The sequence below is a fragment of the Pokkaliibacter plantistimulans genome (assembly GCF_003194385.1).
Lineage (GTDB): Bacteria > Pseudomonadota > Gammaproteobacteria > Pseudomonadales > Balneatricaceae > Pokkaliibacter > Pokkaliibacter plantistimulans.
In genome coordinates this window covers 1-18,579 of record NZ_LAPT01000092.1, presented here as the reverse complement: position 1 = coordinate 18,579, position 18,579 = coordinate 1, and the positions used below count along the sequence as shown (strand labels likewise).

The 18,579-nt window shown below is 57.6% G+C and carries 14 protein-coding genes and 2 pseudogenes; 5 read left to right on the top strand and 11 right to left on the bottom strand.

The features are described from left to right. Positions 1-395: 395 nt before the first annotated feature. From WH50_RS18120 to WH50_RS18095, 6 genes are all read right to left on the bottom strand, one after another. The gene (locus tag WH50_RS18120; RefSeq protein ID WP_279305946.1) at positions 396-893 is read right to left on the bottom strand and encodes a phosphatase domain-containing protein; all 498 of its coding nucleotides are present in this window, start codon (positions 891-893) and stop codon (positions 396-398) included. 66 nt (positions 894-959) lie between these two features. Continuing rightward, positions 960-1,532 carry a histidine phosphatase family protein gene (locus WH50_RS18115; protein ID WP_110188730.1) on the bottom strand — a complete coding sequence of 191 codons (573 nt, stop codon included), beginning with the start codon at positions 1,530-1,532 and terminating at the stop codon, positions 960-962. A gap of 86 nt (positions 1,533-1,618) precedes the next feature. Beyond that, positions 1,619-2,671, bottom strand: a complete 1,053-nt coding sequence (locus WH50_RS18110) for an MBL fold metallo-hydrolase (protein WP_110188729.1) — start codon at positions 2,669-2,671, stop codon at positions 1,619-1,621. A 13-nt stretch (positions 2,672-2,684) separates the two neighbouring features. After that, positions 2,685-3,791, bottom strand: a complete 1,107-nt coding sequence (locus WH50_RS18105) for an ABC transporter ATP-binding protein (protein WP_110188728.1) — start codon at positions 3,789-3,791, stop codon at positions 2,685-2,687. Continuing rightward, entirely contained in the window at positions 3,779-5,557 is a 1,779-nt protein-coding gene (locus tag WH50_RS18100; RefSeq protein WP_243410159.1) for an ABC transporter permease, read from the bottom strand. The genes WH50_RS18105 and WH50_RS18100 overlap by 13 nt, the downstream gene beginning before the upstream one ends. Further along, positions 5,557-6,540 (bottom strand): ABC transporter substrate-binding protein, encoded by a 984-nt coding sequence (locus tag WH50_RS18095; protein WP_110188727.1) that lies wholly within the window; start codon positions 6,538-6,540, stop codon positions 5,557-5,559. Before WH50_RS18095 ends, WH50_RS18100 begins: the two co-directional genes overlap by 1 nt. A 183-nt stretch (positions 6,541-6,723) precedes the next feature. Here WH50_RS18095 and WH50_RS18090 point away from each other — a divergent pair, with 183 nt between their 5' ends. Next, positions 6,724-7,488 carry a DeoR/GlpR family DNA-binding transcription regulator gene (locus tag WH50_RS18090; RefSeq protein WP_110188726.1) on the top strand — a complete coding sequence of 255 codons (765 nt, stop codon included), beginning with the start codon at positions 6,724-6,726 and terminating at the stop codon, positions 7,486-7,488. A 73-nt stretch (positions 7,489-7,561) separates the two neighbouring features. On the opposite strand, the gene WH50_RS18085 is transcribed toward WH50_RS18090, so the two are convergent. The 5 genes from WH50_RS18085 to xseA form a co-directional block, all read right to left on the bottom strand. Beyond that, positions 7,562-8,251: a response regulator gene (locus WH50_RS18085; RefSeq protein WP_110188725.1), complete on the bottom strand. Its 690-nt coding sequence runs from the start codon at positions 8,249-8,251 to the stop codon at positions 7,562-7,564. A 46-nt stretch (positions 8,252-8,297) separates the two neighbouring features. Continuing rightward, on the bottom strand, positions 8,298-9,734 hold the full coding sequence (locus WH50_RS18080) for an ATP-binding protein (protein ID WP_110188724.1): 1,437 nt from the start codon (positions 9,732-9,734) through the stop codon (positions 8,298-8,300). 566 nt (positions 9,735-10,300) lie between these two features. After that, positions 10,301-11,359 (bottom strand): alkene reductase, encoded by a 1,059-nt coding sequence (locus WH50_RS18075; RefSeq protein WP_110188723.1) that lies wholly within the window; start codon positions 11,357-11,359, stop codon positions 10,301-10,303. Between the two features lie 109 nt (positions 11,360-11,468). After that, entirely contained in the window at positions 11,469-11,777 is a 309-nt protein-coding gene (locus WH50_RS18070) for an ArsR/SmtB family transcription factor (protein ID WP_104156622.1), read from the bottom strand. Positions 11,778-12,160: 383 nt separating this feature from the next. Then, entirely contained in the window at positions 12,161-13,561 is a 1,401-nt protein-coding gene (gene xseA, locus WH50_RS18065) for an exodeoxyribonuclease VII large subunit (protein WP_110188722.1), read from the bottom strand. A 219-nt stretch (positions 13,562-13,780) separates the two neighbouring features. Between xseA and guaB the strand changes: the two genes are divergently transcribed. From guaB to WH50_RS27285, 4 genes and pseudogenes are all read left to right on the top strand, one after another. Next, entirely contained in the window at positions 13,781-15,250 is a 1,470-nt protein-coding gene (gene guaB / locus WH50_RS18060; protein WP_110188721.1) for an IMP dehydrogenase, read from the top strand. A gap of 181 nt (positions 15,251-15,431) precedes the next feature. After that, positions 15,432-17,012, top strand: coding sequence for a glutamine-hydrolyzing GMP synthase (gene guaA, locus WH50_RS18055; protein WP_104156619.1), 1,581 nt, complete (start codon positions 15,432-15,434; stop codon positions 17,010-17,012). Positions 17,013-17,461: 449 nt separating this feature from the next. After that, positions 17,462-17,734 (top strand): annotated as a pseudogene (locus tag WH50_RS27290) (transposase); the annotation flags it as partial. Continuing rightward, a pseudogene (locus WH50_RS27285) lies at positions 17,731-18,300 on the top strand (IS3 family transposase); the annotation flags it as partial. The pseudogenes WH50_RS27290 and WH50_RS27285, both read left to right, overlap by 4 nt. Positions 18,301-18,579 lie beyond the last annotated feature (279 nt).

The following is an 18,579-nucleotide window of genomic DNA, read 5'->3' as shown; positions in this document are numbered from 1 at the left end:
TCGAATCCCTGCAGGAGTGCTGTACCTGTTCTGCATGCAGTGTGTCTCAGAACGTGTTCTGGGGCGATGTCCCGTATTCTCTGTGTCGATAGATTCCATTCACAATTTAAAATCAGCGAGTTACGAAGCCTGCGTGAGTCTAAGTGTCGACTCGTTTACAGCGGTTCCGCTTTCTGTGTCAGCCACAAGACGCTGCGTGGAAACCTATGATCAGGATAAGCGTAAGTCAGGATGTAAGTGTAGTAGAGGATTTTGCGAGTGCAGTATGGATCAGGGGAATGCCACTTAAGCAGCATTATTTCTATAAAAGCCCTGACAAGGCACGCATCGCGCATACCTTGTCACTTATTGGATGGGTTTAGACGGTTAGATGAATTTAGATAAACAAAGGCTGTTTAAAAGGCGCCCGGAGCACACTGCAGGCAGGTCAGCCCCAGTTTCCGCCAGTTAGCGACGACACCATCACGATCATCAATGACCAGCCAGGGCTGGAAACCATCACTGCCGATCTGTTCCAGCAGATGGCTTTTCACTTCCTCATCGCACCAATGATCAGTCTGCAATGGCCGCAGATAGACCGCATCGTAAGGAATACCATGAAGGTCCAGCCAGTCGAGGGTGGCCTGACGATGTGACTCGGGGCGCCCGGTACAGATGACAATCGCCTGACCACTGCCCTGCAGCAGTTTGACCAGCTGCACGATAGGCGTGACGGGAGGCGCATCGGCCATAAATTCGAAGAAGGGGTCCCAGTGCTTCTCCTCTCCCAGTACCCAATGGCGCACGGCTTCGGGGTCGAAGGTGGCGAGAGTGCCATCCACATCTACCAGTACACAGTCGCGCAGTGTCATTGCATTTGAAGATGCTGCAGAGACAGTCGTCGATGCATTCAAAATGAGTCTCCTGATTAAAACGAAAGAGCGTTGTTGCCAGTCGGCGTTCAGATTGTGAACAGCCTGTTAGGAAGTAGTTATCGTTGGTGTCAGAGAAAGGAGCTGCCAGCCTCCCTGACTATCAGGCTGGATCAGCAGGGGCTGGACATTGCCAATGCGCTCACCATAAGGCGTGCCACTTATTGCCTGACGAATGACCCGGAAGATGCCGGAGTGAGCCACTATCAGCGGCAACTCATACTGTGTCAGCAGCAGGTTGAGGCTCTGCAGTACCCGCAGCTGGAAAGCCGACCAGGACTCGCCGCCCGGTGGTGTCTGTTCATAGGGGGGCAACGCCGCCAGGGGCTGCCCTTCCAGCTGACCCCAATGGCGTTCGCGCAGATCATCGATCAAGTGGTGCGAGGCATCGGGCAGCAACAGGCTGGCAGTCTGGCGAGCACGTAGCATCGGGCTGACGGCCACCACTGACCAGTGTTGCTGGCTGACCAGCACACTGGCACTGCGCGCCTGCTGCTCACCTTCAGCGTTCAACGGGACGTCTGTGCTACCGGCGATGATGCCCTGCCGGTTGGGAGCGGTTTCACCATGGCGGACAAATACAAAGGGTCTGGCCAGCAAGGCGGGTAAAGAAAGGGGCATCACGCTATTCCTTATCGATTGAGTGCATTGAGCCAGCGCTCAATCCAGTACTAAGTCATTCCGGTTAGGGGCATTCCGGTAGAGAGTCACTCCAGTATGAAGTCATGCTGCAGCCAGAGGCGCTCACCCAGCTGGGCTTGCCAGTGCGCGCGCTGCAGGGGGGTGAACAACGGCATTACCCGACGGGCCTGCAGTTGTTCGGCCAGCCACAGCACATCCTGCTGGCGGGGGTGAACATTCCAGCGGGCAAAACGGGCACGACCCTCCTCAACGGCGGCCTGAGCTGCGGGCGGCAGATAGCCGGTATAGATCACCTGATGGCGACAGTCGGGGTCAGCAATCAGTCGCCCGGCCTCACCACTCAGGCCTTCCGGGTCAGCCGCCAGCAGCAGCTGGGCCTGATCATCGAAACCGCGGTACTGCATCGCCAGTTGCTGCAAGCGGGCATAGGTGCCGGGGGCAAACAGCCCGGCGGGCTGCTGAAGCAGTGTCAGCAGTGCCTGATAGCAGGCGTTGTCCATCGACCAGCTGGTCAGGCCCAGAGCGTCAAACCACAGTGCCATTTCAATGGCCCGGCCGCTGGGCGGCACCGGGAACAGACAGGGTTCGGCGAACAAGGCTTGCAGTGTTTCAAGGCAATGCTGCTGCGGCGTCTGGTAACTACCATAGGACGCATCGAGCAGGGCGGTGGCTGCAGGCGGTGGCACATCGAAGGGATAGAGTTGCGACTCCAGCGAAAAATCACCGCTGTAGAACAGTCCGCCCGCCAGCTCAAGGTGCAGCCACACCCCACCCAGCGAATGCCCGGCCCGGCCACAGCGCAGGCGTATACCGCCGATGTCGATGTCACCCTGCGCGGGTAACAGCCGGTGCAGGCAGCCCCCCGGCAGCTGGGTTGCAACAGGGGCGGTGGCGTAGACCTGCATGGACGGCAACTGCCCGACACTGCCGATATGATCGACATGATCGTGGCTGAGGATCAGGGCGTCAGCCTCAATGCCTGCAAACCAGTCACAGGGCTGGTCAGCCTGCAACGGCCCACCGGCATCCAGCAGCAGGCGTACCTTGGGTGTGCTGATCAGGATGGCGGCAGGTGCCTTGGCATCAAAGCCGCTGAGTATCTGAATTCTGGTGCTCATCGTTGTGCTGCTCTCAGGCCACGCTGGCCAGAGTGGGGCGAGTGCTGCCTGCAGGTTGTTCCTGCAGACGCCAGCCCTGCCGGACAGTGATCGCGATCTGTGCACCTGTGGGCAGGCCCTGCCAGTGGTAAGCCTGAAGGCTCTGACCGTCCTGCAGCTGCAAGACAAACTGGTAGCGTTCGCCCTTGAACACGCAATGAGTCACGGTAGCCGGCACCCCAGCGGGATCAAGCTCAACATGCTGGGGGCGAATCAGCACCTCCTCTGTCGCAGAGGGCTTGTTCTGCAGGGCTGCTAGCGCCTGCTGCACCTGAGCAGAGGACAGCAGGCGTTCACTGCTGCTCAGTGGCAAACGCACTACACTGCCCTGACCAATAAAGCCTGCTACCCAGGCATTTTGCGGACGCTGATAGAGCGCTTCCGGCGCGTCCCACTGCACCAGCTGTCCTTTATGCATGACGGCAATGCGGTCGGCCAGTGCCATGGCTTCGGCCTGATCATGGGTGACGTAAATAAATGTGGCACCGGTGCGACGATGAAAGTCACGAAAGCTGTCTTCCATCGAGGCGCGCAAATGGCGATCGAGGTTGGCCAGTGGCTCATCCAGCAGCACGACTCTGGGTTCTGACGCCAGGCAGCGCGCCAGGGCAACACGCTGGCGCTGGCCGCCACTGAGGTCCTGCGGGCGTCGCTGGGCGTAGGGCTCCATCTGCACGGTGGCAAGGGCTTCGCGTACCCGGCGCTGATAGTCGCTGCCTTTGTAGCCCTTGAGCTTGAGTGGGTAGCCGACGTTGTCAGCCACCGTCATGTGAGGCCACAGGGCATAGGACTGAAACACCATGCTCATGTTGCGCAGCTCCGGCGGCAGCTGCTGATGGTCACTGGCCAGTACAGTTGAGCCAAGACTGATACGGCCTGAGCTCAGGGTGTCGAAACCGGCAATCATGCGCAGTGTCGTGGTCTTGCCACAGCCGCTGGGGCCGAGCAGGGCAACAAAGCTGCCTTCCTCGATCTCCAGATTGAGATTGTCAACTACTGTCTGTCCGGCAAACTCCTTGTGCACGCCATGCAGGCGCAGGCCCCGAGCCGGTAAATCCGAAGAGGGGATCAGCGTTGCCATGGAATCACTCCTTGTGGCAGATAACGGCCAAGCAGGTTGAGCACGGTCATCAGGGCAGCGACCAGCGCGACGATCATCACTGCCACCGCTGATGCCAATACCGCGTCTCCGCTTTCGTCAAGATTGAAGATCAGTACACCGAGGGTTTCATTGCCTGCACTCCACAACAGCGCGGAGACGGTCAGTTCATTGACGGCGGTAAGAAATACCAGCAGGCAGCCTGCAAAGGCAGAGGGCGCCAGCAGCGGCAACACAATACTGAACAGACGCTGCAGCAATCCGGCCCCGGCCAGTTGTGCAGCTTCTTCCAGAGCCGGGTCCAGTTGCAGCATGGAGCTGTGCACGGGTTTCAGGCTGACGGCCAGAAAACGAGCGAGATACGCCACCAGAATGATGCCAAGACTGCCGTACAGGCTGATATTCAGCCAGGGCAGGGGGCGGGCGAACAGCAGAATACAGGCAATGGCCAGCACCACGCCCGGCAGGGCATAGGGCACATCGATTGCCGCATGCAGCCAGTGTATGAGCGGACTTTGGCGGCGTGCCAGCAGATAGGCCAGTGGCAGGCTGATCAGCATCAATAGCAGGGCCGCCACGGTCGACAGCAGCAGGCTGTTACCCAGCGCGCGCAGCGTTGCGCCCTGATGGCTGAGCATTTCCTGATAGGCAGCAAAAGTCAGGCTGTGCCAGTTCAGCGGTACACCCAGTGCGGGGACCAGCGAGCTGGTGATCAGGGCCAGCAGTGGCAGCAGCAGAATCAACAGCAGAATCAGCGCTAACGCCAGCTCCGTCCACGGGCGCCAGCGTCCCAGCTGGAAGTCCAGTGCCCGTCCGGCCATGCCCAGCAGTGGCAGCGCCTGCTGACGCTGAATCCGGTTTTGCAGGGCGACGCCTGTAAGCGCGACCACGCCGATCAGCACCGACAGGCTGGCGACATCACTGAGCATGTCGGCGCCAAAGCTGGCCATCTTCTGATAGATCAGCGTTGGCAGGACGTAGTAAGAAGCCGGGATGCCGAGCATGGCAGGAATGCCGAAGTTGCCCAGACAGGAAACAAAGGCGATGGCCGCGCCGGTCCACAGGCCGCCACGACACAGGGGCAGCAGGATATCCCACAGGACCCGGCGCTGATGGGCGCCGCTGAGGCGGGCGGCCTCAATCAGTTCACGAGGAATGGCCAGCAAATGGGTACGTAATGCCAGAAACACCAGCGGCGCGTGCTGAATACCCAGCAACAGGGCAACTCCCTCGGCGGAGTACAGCGGTTGCGGGCTGCCCAGCGGCGGGGCAATGCCGAGGGTGTTGAGTAACGGGCTGGCCGGGCCGGATAACTGCAGCCAGCTCAACGCGGTTACCTGCGGTGGAATCATCATCGGCAGCATGAACAGGAAAACCCACAGACTGCGGCCGCGCACATCGGTCAGGGTGAGAATCAGGGCGAACAGCCCCCCGAGCAACAGGGCCAGTGCGGTGCCCAGCAGGCTGGTATAGAGGCTGTGCTCCAGCGCTGTCCAGGTCGCCGCACTGCGCAGCATTCTGATAAAGGGGGCATCCAGGCCCTGCTGCCAGCCTTGCAGGGCTTGCCATAGCAAACGCAGGCTTGGCAATACGCTGAGCAGCAGAATGATCAGCAACAGTGCATAAAGCAGCACCTGCTGGCTGGCGGTTGCCGACGGGTTGCGTCGACACCACCCGAGCAGCAGGCCGCTCCCGCGACCGGTGGTCGCGGGAGCGGCGAGAGCGCCTGAAGGACGATCCGTCATCATTACTGGGCGCCAAAGATATCAGCGAACTCGGTTTTATCCTGCTCGGCCTGTTTCAGCGCCAGTGCGGCATCGAAGGGCAGCAGTTTGATACTGGCACGCGCGGGGAAGCCTTCGGGGACGGGCATGTCATTGTGGGCAGGAATATAACCCTGGCTCAGCACCAGTTGCTGGCCCTGTTGCGACAGCACGAAGTCGACAAACTTCTTCGCGGCGGCCAGATGTTTGGCCTGCTTCAGAATCGCGACCGGCTCAGTAACCATGCTCACCCCTTCTTTGGGGAAGACGAAATCGATGGGGGCACCCTTGGCCTTCTCACGGATCGCCATGTAGTCCACCAGCATGCCGTAGCTCTTGGTGCCGGAGGCCAGCGCCTTGAGCACGCCGCCATTACCACCCTGGGCCATGGTGTCGTTGTTTTTCAGCGCCTTGTAATAGTCCCAGCCAAAGGTCTTGTCGTTGGTCAGTGCTGCCAGATGAATCAGTGCGGCACCGGAATACAGAGGGCTCGGCATGGCTACCTGACCCTTAGCTTCGGGCTTGGCCAAATCGCTCCATGAGGCGGGCTGCATGGCGGCCTTGGTGTTGTAGGCGATACCCGTGGTGATCAGCTTGGTGCCGTAGTAGTAGCCTTCCTTGTCGTACAGGGCTGGATCATAGTGGCTGCGCTCGGCGCTGAGGTAAGGCTGCAACTGGCCATCCTGCTTCAGCGATTCCATCGACACGCTGTCAGCGATCAGCAACACATCGGCCTTGGCGGCATCAGCAGCCATTTCCGCACGCAGCTTTGTCATCAGTTTGGTAGTACCATCGCGCACCCATTCCACATCGATATCAGGATTGGCCTTTTTGAAGGCATCGACGGTGGACTGTGCATCAGTGTTGGGCTGGCTGGTATAGAGCACCAGGGTGTCCTGAGCCTGGGCCGACAGGCTGGTGCTGGCACACAGAGCCAGAGTCAGGGCGGTTACGTAACGAATGGACATGTCTATCACTCCCGGAAGCAGGCACGCAAAGGGCCGGTTCAATGGTTGCAGGGTGGTATTGTCATCTTTCGTTGCTGAGGTTAGCGAAGGGTTTTTACATTTTTATGAATGTTATCTTTCGTTTGATTGGTTAATTGTTTTCGTTTTATATAAAGACAGTCTTGAGGAGATGAGGGATAGCAGATGTTGACACTGGAACAGCGCCGACGGGCCATCGTCGATCAGGTGAACCAGTCCGGCCCTCTCAGTGTGGAGCTGCTGGCGGAGCAGTTCGGGGTGTCGATTCAGACCCTGCGCAGTGATATCCGCGGGCTGACTGAACAAGGGCTGTTGTTGCGTCGTCACGGGCAGGTGGCGCCCTTTCCCAGCCGCGAAAATATCAGTTTTGAGCAGCGGGAAATTCTCAATATTGAGGGTAAGCAGCGCATTGGTCAGGCGGTGGCGGCTCAGCTGGAGGACTATCAGGTGGTGTTTCTTGGTACTGGCACCACGGTGGAGCAGGTTGCCCGCGGGTTGATGGAACATCGTGGTCTGCATGTGCTGACCAATAACCTGCACGCGCTGCGCTATCTGTGCCTGCATCCCGATTGTGAACTGACCATCGCCGGTGGGCGGGTACGCAAGCGTGATCAGGATGTGATCGGCGGCGAAGCGTTACGTTTCTTCCAGCGCTATCGGGCCGATGTCGGCGTGGTGTCGGTGGGAGGCATCGGCGCAGATGGCGCGCTGTACGACTACAACGACGATGAGGTACTGGCACGTGAAGCCCTGCTGGCGAGCTGCCGTATCCGTATTCTGGCGGTAGACAGTACCAAGATGGGGAAGGAGGCGACCTGTCAGGTTGGGCATATCACGGATTTTGATCTGGTGATCTGTGATCAGCCGGCACCGGGCGTGTTGCAGCAGGTTATTGCTGCCGACCGCTGGCGGGTCGCCGGTACAGACTGAAAATAGGCTGGGTAATGAGGGCAGTTGTTCGGCGGAGCTGTTTAACTCCGCCGTGACAGGCGTGTGGTATGGCTTAACCGGGCAGGTCGAAACGGTAACCGGCACCGTAGACTGACTGAATCAGCAGGGTATTGGGGATCAGCTGCTCGATCTTGCGACGCAGCTTCTTGATGTGGCTGTCGATGGTACGGTCGCTGACGATACGGTGATCGCCATAGATACGCTGCATGATCTGCTCACGGGTAAAGATACGGCCGGGTGACTGGTACAGCACCGACAGCAGCTGGAATTCCACCTGCGTCAGCTCCACATGGCGGCCCTGATGGGTTGCGCGCATGCTGTGCGGGTCCAGCGTCAGGATGGACTCCTGGGCTTCGCTGCTGTTGGGTTCGGCCAGCAGCGACTGGCGACGCAGAATGGCCTTGACGCGGGCTACCACTTCGCGCGGGCTGAAGGGTTTGCAGATATAGTCATCGGCACCCATTTCCAGACCGATCAGACGATCAATCTCTTCCACGCGTGCTGTCACCATGATGATGGGCACGCTGCTGAACATGCGGATATCACGGCACAGGCTCAGACCGTCTTTGCCGGGTAGCATGATGTCGAGCAGAATCACGTCAGGGCTGTTGGCCTTGACCCAGGCCTCCACCTCATCACCGTTGTCGATGTGGCGGCAGTCATACCCTGAGCTGCTGAGATAGTCAGTCAGTAGCTGGGCCAGCTTGGGTTCATCTTCGACGACCAGAATTTTGTTTGGCATCCCGTCACTCCAATCAAGTTAAGTAAATAGTCGTTTCTGCAGTAATTCAGGTATCCAGCGGGAGCTTCACATGTATCCATACTCCCCCCAGGGGTGAGGGGCGTGACTCAATTGTGCCGCCATGAGCCTCCACAATGTTGTGGCAGATACTCAGCCCAAGGCCGGCGCCGCCGTAGGCGCGGTTACGCGAACCTTCACCACGGAAAAATCGTTCAAACATGCGTGGCAGGTTTTCCGGCTCGACACCGGGGCTGCTGTCCATCACGTTAATCTCTGCCCAGTCGTCCGCGACCGCCACACTGACCCGACATTGCCCGGGAGCGTCGGTATAGCGCGTCGAGTTGCTGAGTAGATTGGTAAACAGCTGGCTCAGGCGGCGGTAGTCGGCTTTCAGTGGAATATGGGTAATGGTGCCCACATCGAGGCTCAGATCGAGATTCTTCTCTTCGAAGCTGTGCCGGCTCGATTCCACACTTTGTTCCAGACATTCAACCAGATCAATATCTTCCATGCGGTAGCTGACCACGCCACGGTCACTGAGCGCGAGTTCGTACAGGTCATCCACCAGGCGTTTGAGCTGCTGAGTCTCATGGTGAAGTGATGCCAGACTCTGCTGATTGAGAGGGCGGATGCCGTCCTGAATGGCTTCGATCTCACCTTGCAGGATGGCCAGCGGTGTCCGCAGCTCATGGGCGATCCCCGCCATCCAGCGACGCCGGCCTTCTTCGTTTTCCTGCAGGGTCTGCGCCATGCGGTTGAAGTCCTTGGCCAGACGGCCAATTTCATCTTTGGAGCGGTTGTTCAGGCGGATGGAGTATTCGCCGTTAGCCAGTTTATGGCTGGCGTTACTCAGGGCCTTGAGGGGCCGGGTCAGGCGCTGGGCCACAGGCCAGGCCACCAGCGTCGCAATAAACACGGTCACCAGCGCAAGGATGACAAAACTCTGAGTCTGTTCCTCAGTAAAAGCCTGATCGCGCATATGCAGCATTTCCGGCTTCATGACCACGCCGATAAAACCTGTCAGCTTGTGTTCACAACTGATGGGATAAAAGTCTGACGGGCGCTCGTTATTGCTGCTGCCGGTCAGCCAGTTCTTTTGTGGGTCATAGAGTGAAAGACGTGCTTCGAAGGGGGTGTCGCCGTCATTGAGGCTGGCATTGCTCCAGTCTGGCAGGGGCTCATTGGTGCGGCTTTCATAGTCGTCCAGCGCCTTGACGATAATGTCGGCATCGACATTGCCCGCGTAGCGCACGCGGCGCCACAGGGCGGCATTGTCTACCACCGGCGTCCAGGAGTTGCTCTGTTTGTAGAGCAGGCAGGCTTCCTGAGTGACCTGCTGGATGCGGCTCTGCTCCTGTGAATGCAGATAGTCGATAAAGCCGCGCTGAAAACTCCACTGGAATACGACAAAGGCTGTCATCACGACAGCGGCGATGGTCGCCAGCAGGACCAGAAATACTTTGAGTTTCAGACTGTTGATCATGGCGCGTCGCTGAAAAGGATTGATCGGTCGGTCATCATGCCCAGGCTTGCTGCGCGGCCACCCTCTGTGACTTGCTGAGGTTCCGCGCGTAGTACAGCTACCAGAGCGCTTTAAGGGGGCCGTGAAGCTCAGACAAATGTGCAGTCAGGAACCTACCGATGGCGTATCTGACCGACAAATCTGCAAATCGTTCCATATTGGGGGAAAGGTCGGGCGAGTATGTGTTGTCGTGCATCATACAGGATGAAATGAGGGGATGAGGAAAGGAATGTGAAACTTGCTGGCGCCGTCCGCACACTGCGTCAGAAAACGGTGCGGACCAGAAAAAAGAAGCCCCGCAAGAGCGGGGCTAAGAACCGTGATTAGCTTTGATGAGAGAAAACAACCTATGACCGCCGGGCTATGTGCAGCAAGCGAACTTGCTGAAGGGGTGGAGGCATGGGTAATTGCGTTCCCTGACGACGCATACTAGGGAGCTAGTCTTTTCCTGTCAATGCTAATGATAATAATTTTCATTTAATTTTTGTGTTGCACCCGGCTGAACGGGCTGGACCGTAATCCGCTTCTCAGCTGGCACCCAGCGTTGGGTAGCTGGTATAGCCCTCTGCACCGGCACCATAGAACGTGCTGGTATCGGGTGCGTTCAGCGCTGCTCCCTGTGCAAAGCGCTCAGGCAGGTCAGGGTTGGCAATATAGGGTACGCCAAAGGCAACTGCATCGGTCACACCGCGTTCAATGGCCGCTTCAGCGGAGGCGGCGGTGAATTTTTCATTGGCAATATAGACGCCACCAAACAGGTCTTTCAGTTTGGCGCCGAGACTGTCATCACCCTCAGCTTCGCGGGCACAGATAAAGGCAATCTTGCGTTTGCCAAGTTCACGGGCGACGTAGGAGTACACCGCTTCGCGATCACTGTGCCTGATATCGTGTGCATCGCCACGTGGAGACAGGTGAACGCCCACGCGATCCGCTCCCCACACACTGATGACGGCATCGGTGACTTCCATCAGCAGGCGGGCACGGTTTTCTACCGAGCCACCATACTGGTCATCGCGCAGGTTACTGCCGGTAGCGAGGAACTGCTCCAGCAGGTAGCCGTTGGCGGAGTGCACTTCGACACCGTCAAATCCTGCCGCTTTGGCATTGATGGCACCCTGACGATACGCCTCGACAATACCGGGCAGCTCTTCGGTAGCCAGCGGGCGCGGAGTGACGAAGGCTTTTTCCGGGCGCACCAGACTGACATGACCGGCAGGCTGCACAGCGCTGGGGGCGACCGGCAATTCGCCGTCGAGATAGATGGGGTCAGAAATGCGGCCAACGTGCCACAGCTGCAGCATGATACGGCCACCTTTGGCATGTACTGCCTCGGTCACCTGGCGCCAGCCTTGTACCTGTGCCTCGTTCCAGATCCCCGGAGTGTTGGGATAACCCACGCCCATGGGGGTGACAGAGGTGGCTTCGGTCAGGATCAGGCCAGCACTGGCACGCTGAGTGTAGTACTCCGCCATCAGTGCATTGGGAATCCGGCCTTCATCGGCACGGCAACGGGTCAGCGGTGCCATGACAATACGGTTGGGGAGTTGCAGGGCGCCGACTTGCAGAGATTCAAACAATACGGACATGGGGTACTTTCCTCGTTTCTTACCATCAAAGAGCATCATTTCACCGAAACAGGGGAGCCTCTTTCGGTGTTCGCTCGTTCAGTAACGCATCAATGGTTCAGTGCCGGGCTCACAGCGTGGCACTGAACGTTTGTAAAAAGGCCTGGATGACCGGTTCATTGCGCCGGAAGTAGATCCATTGGCCGATCTTCTGGGTCGTGACCAGATCTGCCCGCTGCAAGGCGGCCAGATGGGCTGAAGTCGTCGACTGAGACAGACCGGTCTGCTGGAAGATCATTCCTGCGCAAACACCCAGCTCCAGTGGAGTGGCCTGGGTGGCGAACCAGTGTTCAGGCTCCTTAAGCCACGCCAGTATCTGGCGTCTGACCGGGTGGGCCAGTGCCTTGACGATGGCGTCGATATCGGGGCTTGAGTTCATGGGGCATGCTCACCAGTGTCTGAGTATTTCTCTATATCGCGATATGGCGAAATAAATATCGTCGATTTTGGAAATTAAAAGGGCGCGAGTTGTGTCTAAGTGTTTCTTATTGAGGAAGGCGTCAGCACCTGGCCATTGCAGAACAGCGGGCAGTCTGCCAGCGCAGCTCGTGCAGAGGTGTCGGTAAGCGAGGGGATATACAACGCCGGAAAAAAGAAGCCCCGCGATGGGGCGGGGCTAAGAACCGTGATTAGCTTTGATGAGAGAAAACGACCAGTGACCAGCACGCCATGAACATCATGGTGTAATACAGCTGCATCGCGTTTCCTGTGGGCCATAGTGGCAAAGCAGGGAGGTGATGTCAATGCTAATGAGAATGGTTTTTATTTATTTTTATCAACGGTCAGGTGAAGTTGTCCCTCAGCCAGTCGAGCCAGCAGCTGATTACCTTCCCTGACTTCGCTGGCGCGGCGAATCACCTGGCCACGCTCGTCCTGCAGGATGGCGTAACCGCGTTCGAGGGTGGCAAGCGGGCTGACCAGATGCAGCTGCTGCATCACTGTGCGCAGCTGCTCCTGTGCAGTGCTGATCTTTTTATTGCCGCTGTCAGTGACTGCCATGGTCAACTGATCAACCCGCTGTTGCTGCTGCAACAGGCGGTCACTGATGCTGCGTTGCAAGCGCTGCTGCAAGTCCTGCAGCTGCTGACGCTGGCGGTCAAGGCGTCTGGCCGGTGCCTGAAACTCCAGACGGTGCTGCAGTTGCTGCAGACGTTGCCGCAGCTGGGCATGATGACGCTGCTGCAAGCGCTGCAGGCGTTGCTCGTAGTTGTCCAGTCGTTGCTTCTGGGTGTGCAGATACTGGCGCGGGTCACGCAGCCGACGCTGAGTCTGTTGCAGCAGATGCTGGCGGGAGCGCAACTGTCGGCTCCAGCCATCCCGCAGGCGCCGCTGCAGCTGCGTCAACCTTTGCTCCCACACCTGCTGATCGGGGGCGACCAGTTCCGCCGCTGCTGACGGTGTAGGGGCGCGCAGATCGGCAACAAAATCGCTGATGGTCACATCGGTCTCATGCCCGACAGCAGAAATGACCGGGATACGGCTGGCGAAGATGGCGCGGGCGACAATCTCTTCGTTAAACGGCCACAGGTCTTCCAGCGAACCACCACCACGACCGACGATCAGCACATCACACTGATTCAGCTGGTTAGCCAGCTGAATAGCACGAACAATCTGCCCGGCGGCCTCATTGCCCTGCACCGCGACCGGGAACAGCTCAACCGGAATGGCCGGGCAACGTCGTTTGAGCACGGTCAGGATATCTCTGACTGCTGCTCCCGTCGGTGAAGTAATCACACCAATCTGCTGCGGCTGGGTCGGTATGGGCTGTTTGTGCTGCTGGGCGAACAGCCCCTCGGCCCCGAGTCGCTGCTGCAACTGTTCAAAGGCTTGTTGCAGGCTGCCAAGCCCTGCAGGCTCTATCCGTTCCCCAATGACCTGAAAGTCACCCCGAGGTTCATACAGGCTGATGCGGCAATAAAGATTGACCTGTTCACCGTTGCGCGGACGGTAGCGGGAAAGCTGATTACGATTGCGGAACATGGCACAGCGAATCTGCGCCTGATGATCCTTGAGGGTGAAGTACCAGTGGCCGGAGCCGGGGCTGCTGAAATTGGAAATCTCACCGGTGACAACCACCACCATGGGGAAGCCCTGCTCCAGAATCAGACGGGCCTGATGGGTTAGCTGGCTAACGGTGAGAATGGCACTGGTGCTGGTAGACATGATGGGTTCCGTGAGAGATCAACCCGGCGACCATACCAGCTCATTGCCACTACTTGAAGTCAGCGCTGTCGTACCACACAAGAAGGCACATTCACCGCCCACATGGATGCCGTCTTCTGGGTAGCAACTGATCAGATGTTGATTGTGCCGTCCGGGAAAATCGGGATATAATGTGGCGCTTCTTTTAATCCCTCTCCTCGATATACAGGCAGGCGGACTATGTTGCGTATCGCTCAAGAAGCACTCACCTTTGACGATGTTCTATTGGTGCCCGGTTACTCCGATGTCCTTCCAAAGGACGTCACCCTCAAGACACGGCTTACCCGTGAAATCACCCTGAACATCCCACTGGTGTCCGCTGCCATGGATACCGTTACCGAAGCGCGTCTGGCCATTGCTCTGGCTCAGGAAGGCGGCATCGGTATCATCCACAAGAACCTCACCATCGAACTGCAGGCGGAAGAAGTCCGCAAAGTGAAGAAGTTCGAGAGCGGTGTGGTGAAAGATCCCGTTACCTGTAGCCCTGAAACCACCGTGCGTGAAGTACTGGCCATGGTGCGTCGCTACAGCTTCTCTGGCTTCCCAGTGGTCGACAAGGGCGAACTGGTTGGTATCGTGACCAGCCGTGACGTGCGCTTTGAAGACAATCTGGATACGCCTGTTACCAAGATCATGACGCCCAAAGAGCGTCTGGTAACCGTAAAAGAAGGTGAAGCACACGATGTGGTCATCGGCCTGCTGCGCAAGCACCGCATCGAAAAAGTGCTGGTCGTCGACAATGAATTCCGTCTGCGCGGTATGCGTACCGTAAAAGACATGCACAAAGCCGAAGCTTTCCCCAATGCCTGTAAGGACGCTGATGGCCGCCTGCGCGTAGGCGCTGCGGTAGGCACCGGCGCTGATACAGGTGACCGCGTGGCGGCACTGGTTGAGGCTGGTGTGGATGTGATCGTGGTGGATACTGCCCACGGCCATTCCAAAGGCGTTATTGACCGCGTTCGCTGGGTCAAGGAAAACTTCCCGCAGGTACAGGTTATCGGTGGCAACATTGCTACTGCTGAAGCGGCACTGGCGCTGGCTGAAGCAGGTGCTGACGGCGTCAAGGTCGGTATCGGCCCAGGCTCTATCTGTACTACCCGTATTATCGCTGGCGTAGGCGTTCCGCAGATCAGTGCGGTGGCCAACGTGGTAGAAGCCATGCAGGAAAAAGGTATCCCCGTCATTGCTGACGGCGGTATCCGTTTCTCTGGTGATCTGGCCAAAGCCATCGTTGCTGGTGCCAGCGTGGTCATGGTCGGCGGTCTGCTGGCCGGTACCGATGAAGCGCCCGGTGAAGTGGAACTGTTCCAGGGCCGTACCTTCAAGTCTTACCGTGGCATGGGCTCACTGGGTGCCATGTCTCAGTCTCAGGGCTCTTCTGACCGTTACTTCCAGGATGCCAAAGCCGGTGTTGAAAAGCTGGTGCCGGAAGGTATCGAAGGTCGCGTTCCCTGCAAGGGCCCGCTGGCCGCAGTGGTTCACCAGCTGATGGGTGGCCTGCGTTCCTCCATGGGCTACACCGGTTGTGCCAACATTGATGAAATGCGTACCAAGCCACAGTTTGTGCGCATCACCAATGCCGGTATCAACGAAAGCCACGTACACGATGTGACTATCACCAAGGAAGCACCCAACTACCGTATGGGTTGATACCACCTGAAAGCAGGGGAGGGCATGCAGGTGCTGCCCCGGCGCAGGTGACTTGGGTCGTATTCAGGGCTGAGTGGTTTGCCTGCTCAGTCGTAAATTCTGACAGTGTAAAGGTGGGGCTGTTTCCAGCCCCATTTTTCTTTTTCAGCTAGCCCTCATCGGGCAGTTGTGGAGATAAGTTATGGCAGTCGACATTCATGCCCAACGGATGCTGATTCTCGATTTCGGCTCCCAGTACACTCAGCTGATCGCGCGTCGTGTTCGTGAGATCGGTGTGTACTGCGAAATTCATCCATTCGACATGACCGAAGATGAGATTCGTGCCTTCAACCCTAAAGGTATCATCCTTGCCGGTGGCCCCGAGTCTGTGACTGAGCTGGGTTCGCCCCGTGCTCCTGCTGGCGTGTTCGACATGGGCATCCCCCTGCTGGGCATCTGCTACGGTATGCAGACCATGGCCGAGCAGCTGGGCGGCAAGGTTGCCAGCTCTGACAAGCGTGAGTTCGGCTATGCTCAGGTACGTATCGTTGAAGGCGGAAGTCGCCTGCTGGACGGTATCGAAGACCATATCGCCAACAACGGCTCGCTGATGCTGGACGTGTGGATGAGCCACGGCGACAAAGTGGTTGAGCTGCCTGAAGGTTTCCATACAGTCGCCGCGACTGAAAGCGCACCTATTGCTGCCATGTGCCACCCCTCCAAGAACTTCTACGGCGTGCAGTTCCACCCTGAAGTGACCCACACCAAACAGGGTGGCCGCATTCTGAGCCGCTTTATCAAAGACATCTGCGGCTGCGAAGCGCTGTGGAACGCGGCCAACATCATCGATGATGCCATTGCTCAGGTACGCGCCAAGGTTGGTGATCAGAAGGTGCTGCTGGGCCTGTCAGGCGGTGTTGACTCCTCTGTTGTTGCTGCACTGCTGCACCGTGCCATTGGTGAGCAGCTGACTTGCGTATTCGTTGACCATGGTCTGCTGCGCAAAGGCGAAGGCGATCAGGTCATGAAAATGTTCGCCGACAACATGGGCGTACGGGTTATCCGCGTCAATGCAGAAGAGCAGTTCCTGGGCCTGCTGCAGGGCGAAGCGGATCCTGAGAAGAAACGCAAAATCATCGGTAACACCTTTATTCACGTGTTTGACGATGAAGCAGCCAAGCTGCAGGACGTTAAGTTCCTGGCTCAGGGCACCATCTACCCTGACGTGATCGAATCTGCCGCTGCCAAGACTGGCAAGGCCCATGTCATCAAGTCTCACCACAACGTGGGTGGCCTGCCTGAAGACATGAAGTTCGAGCTGGTCGAGCCCCTGCGTGAACTGTTCAAAGACGAAGTGCGCCGCATCGGTCTGGAACTGGGCCTGCCATACGACATGGTCTATCGTCACCCGTTCCCCGGCCCAGGTCTGGGCGTGCGTATCCTTGGCGAAGTGAAGAAAGAATACGCCGACATCCTGCGCGAAGCCGATGCGATCTTTATCGAAGAGCTGCATCGCTCAGGCTTCTACCACAAGACCAGCCAGGCTTTTGCCGTGTTCCTGCCGGTGAAATCAGTGGGTGTGGTAGGTGATGGTCGTCGTTATGAGTACGTTATCGCGCTGCGCGCGGTAGAAACCATCGACTTTATGACCGCACGCTGGGCGCACCTGCCCTATGAGCTGCTGGAAACCGTCTCCAGCCGCATCATCAACGAAATCGCTCAGGTTTCTCGTGTCACCTATGACGTATCGAGCAAGCCACCAGCGACCATTGAGTGGGAATGATCACGCGTCCGGCACTGCCCGGCACGATCTAGCAAAAAATGCCCTGAAGCCCGTGTAATTGCGGGCTTTTGGCTTTTTGGGTCTGGCAAATTCGGGTAGCGTTCTGCATCGCCAAGCACGGTGTTTGTGTGGCATGGTACGGGGTATTGACTGCATCTAAAGCCATGCATGACGCTCAATACCATGTCCTTTGCTTCAGTGTTGGCATGGTATCGAGTTGGCCTAAAGGCCCGGTTTTAATGGGGGTAGACCCCATTTTTCCGTGCTTTTCAGAGCATGGTATTTTTTCATGGAAATAGTGGAAGCCATGTCACCGATACCAAGCTTTCGAAATCTCAAACCTTAGGACAAGTGTTGCGGCTCTAATGATTCTGGACACCCCGATAGGGCGTTAAGCTTGGCCTCAACCATGAGGTGTTTGCGTGACCAGAAGATAATTCAGTACAGATTTCAAACTCGAAACAGCCAGCCTGGTTTTGGATCAGGGGTACTCCGTTCCTGAAGCCTGCAAATCGATAGGTGTAGGCCCGACTGCATTGCGTCGCTGGGTAGAGCAACTGCGCAGTGAGCGAGGCGGCACTACGCCGGCACGCAGCAAGGCCCTGGCTTCTGAGCAAAGACGCATACAGGAGCTGGAGGCCCAGGTTCGACGCCTGGAACGGGAGAAAGAGATCCTAAAAAAGGCTACCGCTCTCTTGATGTCGGACTCCCTCGATCAGTAGCGCTGATCGAGGTATTGGGTGAGCAGTATCCACGAGCCGAACTGTGCCGGGTGTTTGATGTGCAGCGCAGCAGCGTTTACGAAGCATGTAAGCGCCGTCGCCGAGTTGATCGCAGGCGAATTGCTTTGCGTCATCTTGCTACCGAGCTTCATGCAAAAAGTCGAGGTTCCGCAGGAGCTAGAACATTATCGGCAGCGCTGCGAATGCAGGGCGTGCAGGTTGGCCGTTTTCTGGCTGGGCGCCTGATGAAAGAAGCCAGACTATTCAGTTCGCAATGTCGCAAGCATCGCTACCGCAAGGCCGATGATGAAAGCACCATTGCGGCCAATACACTGAATCGGCAATTTACAGTGAGCGGCCCCAACCAAGTTTGGTGCGGTGATGTGACATACATCTGGGCGGGTAATCGCTGGATCTACCTGGCAGCCGTCATGGATTTGTATGCACGACGCATCGTCGGTTGGGCGCTGTCCAATCGACCTGACTCGCAGCTCACAACGCGCGCGTTACGCGTGGCCTACAAGTCGCGAGGTTGCCCGCAGCAGCTGATGTTTCACTCTGACCAGTGTTGCGGCGACCGGTTGAATCCGCCTAGCCTTTCTCGGTCACTAACGCGGCGGCCTCCAGCTTGAACTCTGGAGTAAAGGACTGACGACGTTTGCTCATAAACAAGGCACCTCACTGAGCGCGTTAGAATAACGCTTTACTGAGTGTCCGAAATCATTGAGCCACTACACTTCCGCTTTAAGTAAGGTACTGGCAGGCAGATACGAAAAAATAGGTTTAGTTGTGGAGTTTTAGCTTATTCGATGTTTTAGCAAGTGGGTCATTCTCTGGGTTAATAG

Bases quoted from the DNA above. Each gene is read 5' to 3' on its own strand.
- WH50_RS18115 (WP_110188730.1), bottom strand. From the start codon at position 1,532: ATGCCCCTTTCTTTACCCGCCTTGCTGGCCAGACCCTTTGTATTTGTC.
- WH50_RS18110 (WP_110188729.1), bottom strand. From the start codon at position 2,671: ATGAGCACCAGAATTCAGATACTCAGCGGCTTTGATGCCAAGGCACCT.
- WH50_RS18105 (WP_110188728.1), bottom strand. From the start codon at position 3,791: ATGGCAACGCTGATCCCCTCTTCGGATTTACCGGCTCGGGGCCTGCGC.
- WH50_RS18100 (WP_243410159.1), bottom strand. From the start codon at position 5,557: ATGATGACGGATCGTCCTTCAGGCGCTCTCGCCGCTCCCGCGACCACC.
- WH50_RS18095 (WP_110188727.1), bottom strand. From the start codon at position 6,540: ATGTCCATTCGTTACGTAACCGCCCTGACTCTGGCTCTGTGTGCCAGC.
- WH50_RS18090 (WP_110188726.1), top strand. From the start codon at position 6,724: ATGTTGACACTGGAACAGCGCCGACGGGCCATCGTCGATCAGGTGAAC.
- WH50_RS18085 (WP_110188725.1), bottom strand. From the start codon at position 8,251: ATGCCAAACAAAATTCTGGTCGTCGAAGATGAACCCAAGCTGGCCCAG.
- WH50_RS18080 (WP_110188724.1), bottom strand. From the start codon at position 9,734: ATGATCAACAGTCTGAAACTCAAAGTATTTCTGGTCCTGCTGGCGACC.
- WH50_RS18075 (WP_110188723.1), bottom strand. From the start codon at position 11,359: ATGTCCGTATTGTTTGAATCTCTGCAAGTCGGCGCCCTGCAACTCCCC.
- WH50_RS18070 (WP_104156622.1), bottom strand. From the start codon at position 11,777: ATGAACTCAAGCCCCGATATCGACGCCATCGTCAAGGCACTGGCCCAC.
- xseA (WP_110188722.1), bottom strand. From the start codon at position 13,561: ATGTCTACCAGCACCAGTGCCATTCTCACCGTTAGCCAGCTAACCCAT.
- guaB (WP_110188721.1), top strand. From the start codon at position 13,781: ATGTTGCGTATCGCTCAAGAAGCACTCACCTTTGACGATGTTCTATTG.
- guaA (WP_104156619.1), top strand. From the start codon at position 15,432: ATGGCAGTCGACATTCATGCCCAACGGATGCTGATTCTCGATTTCGGC.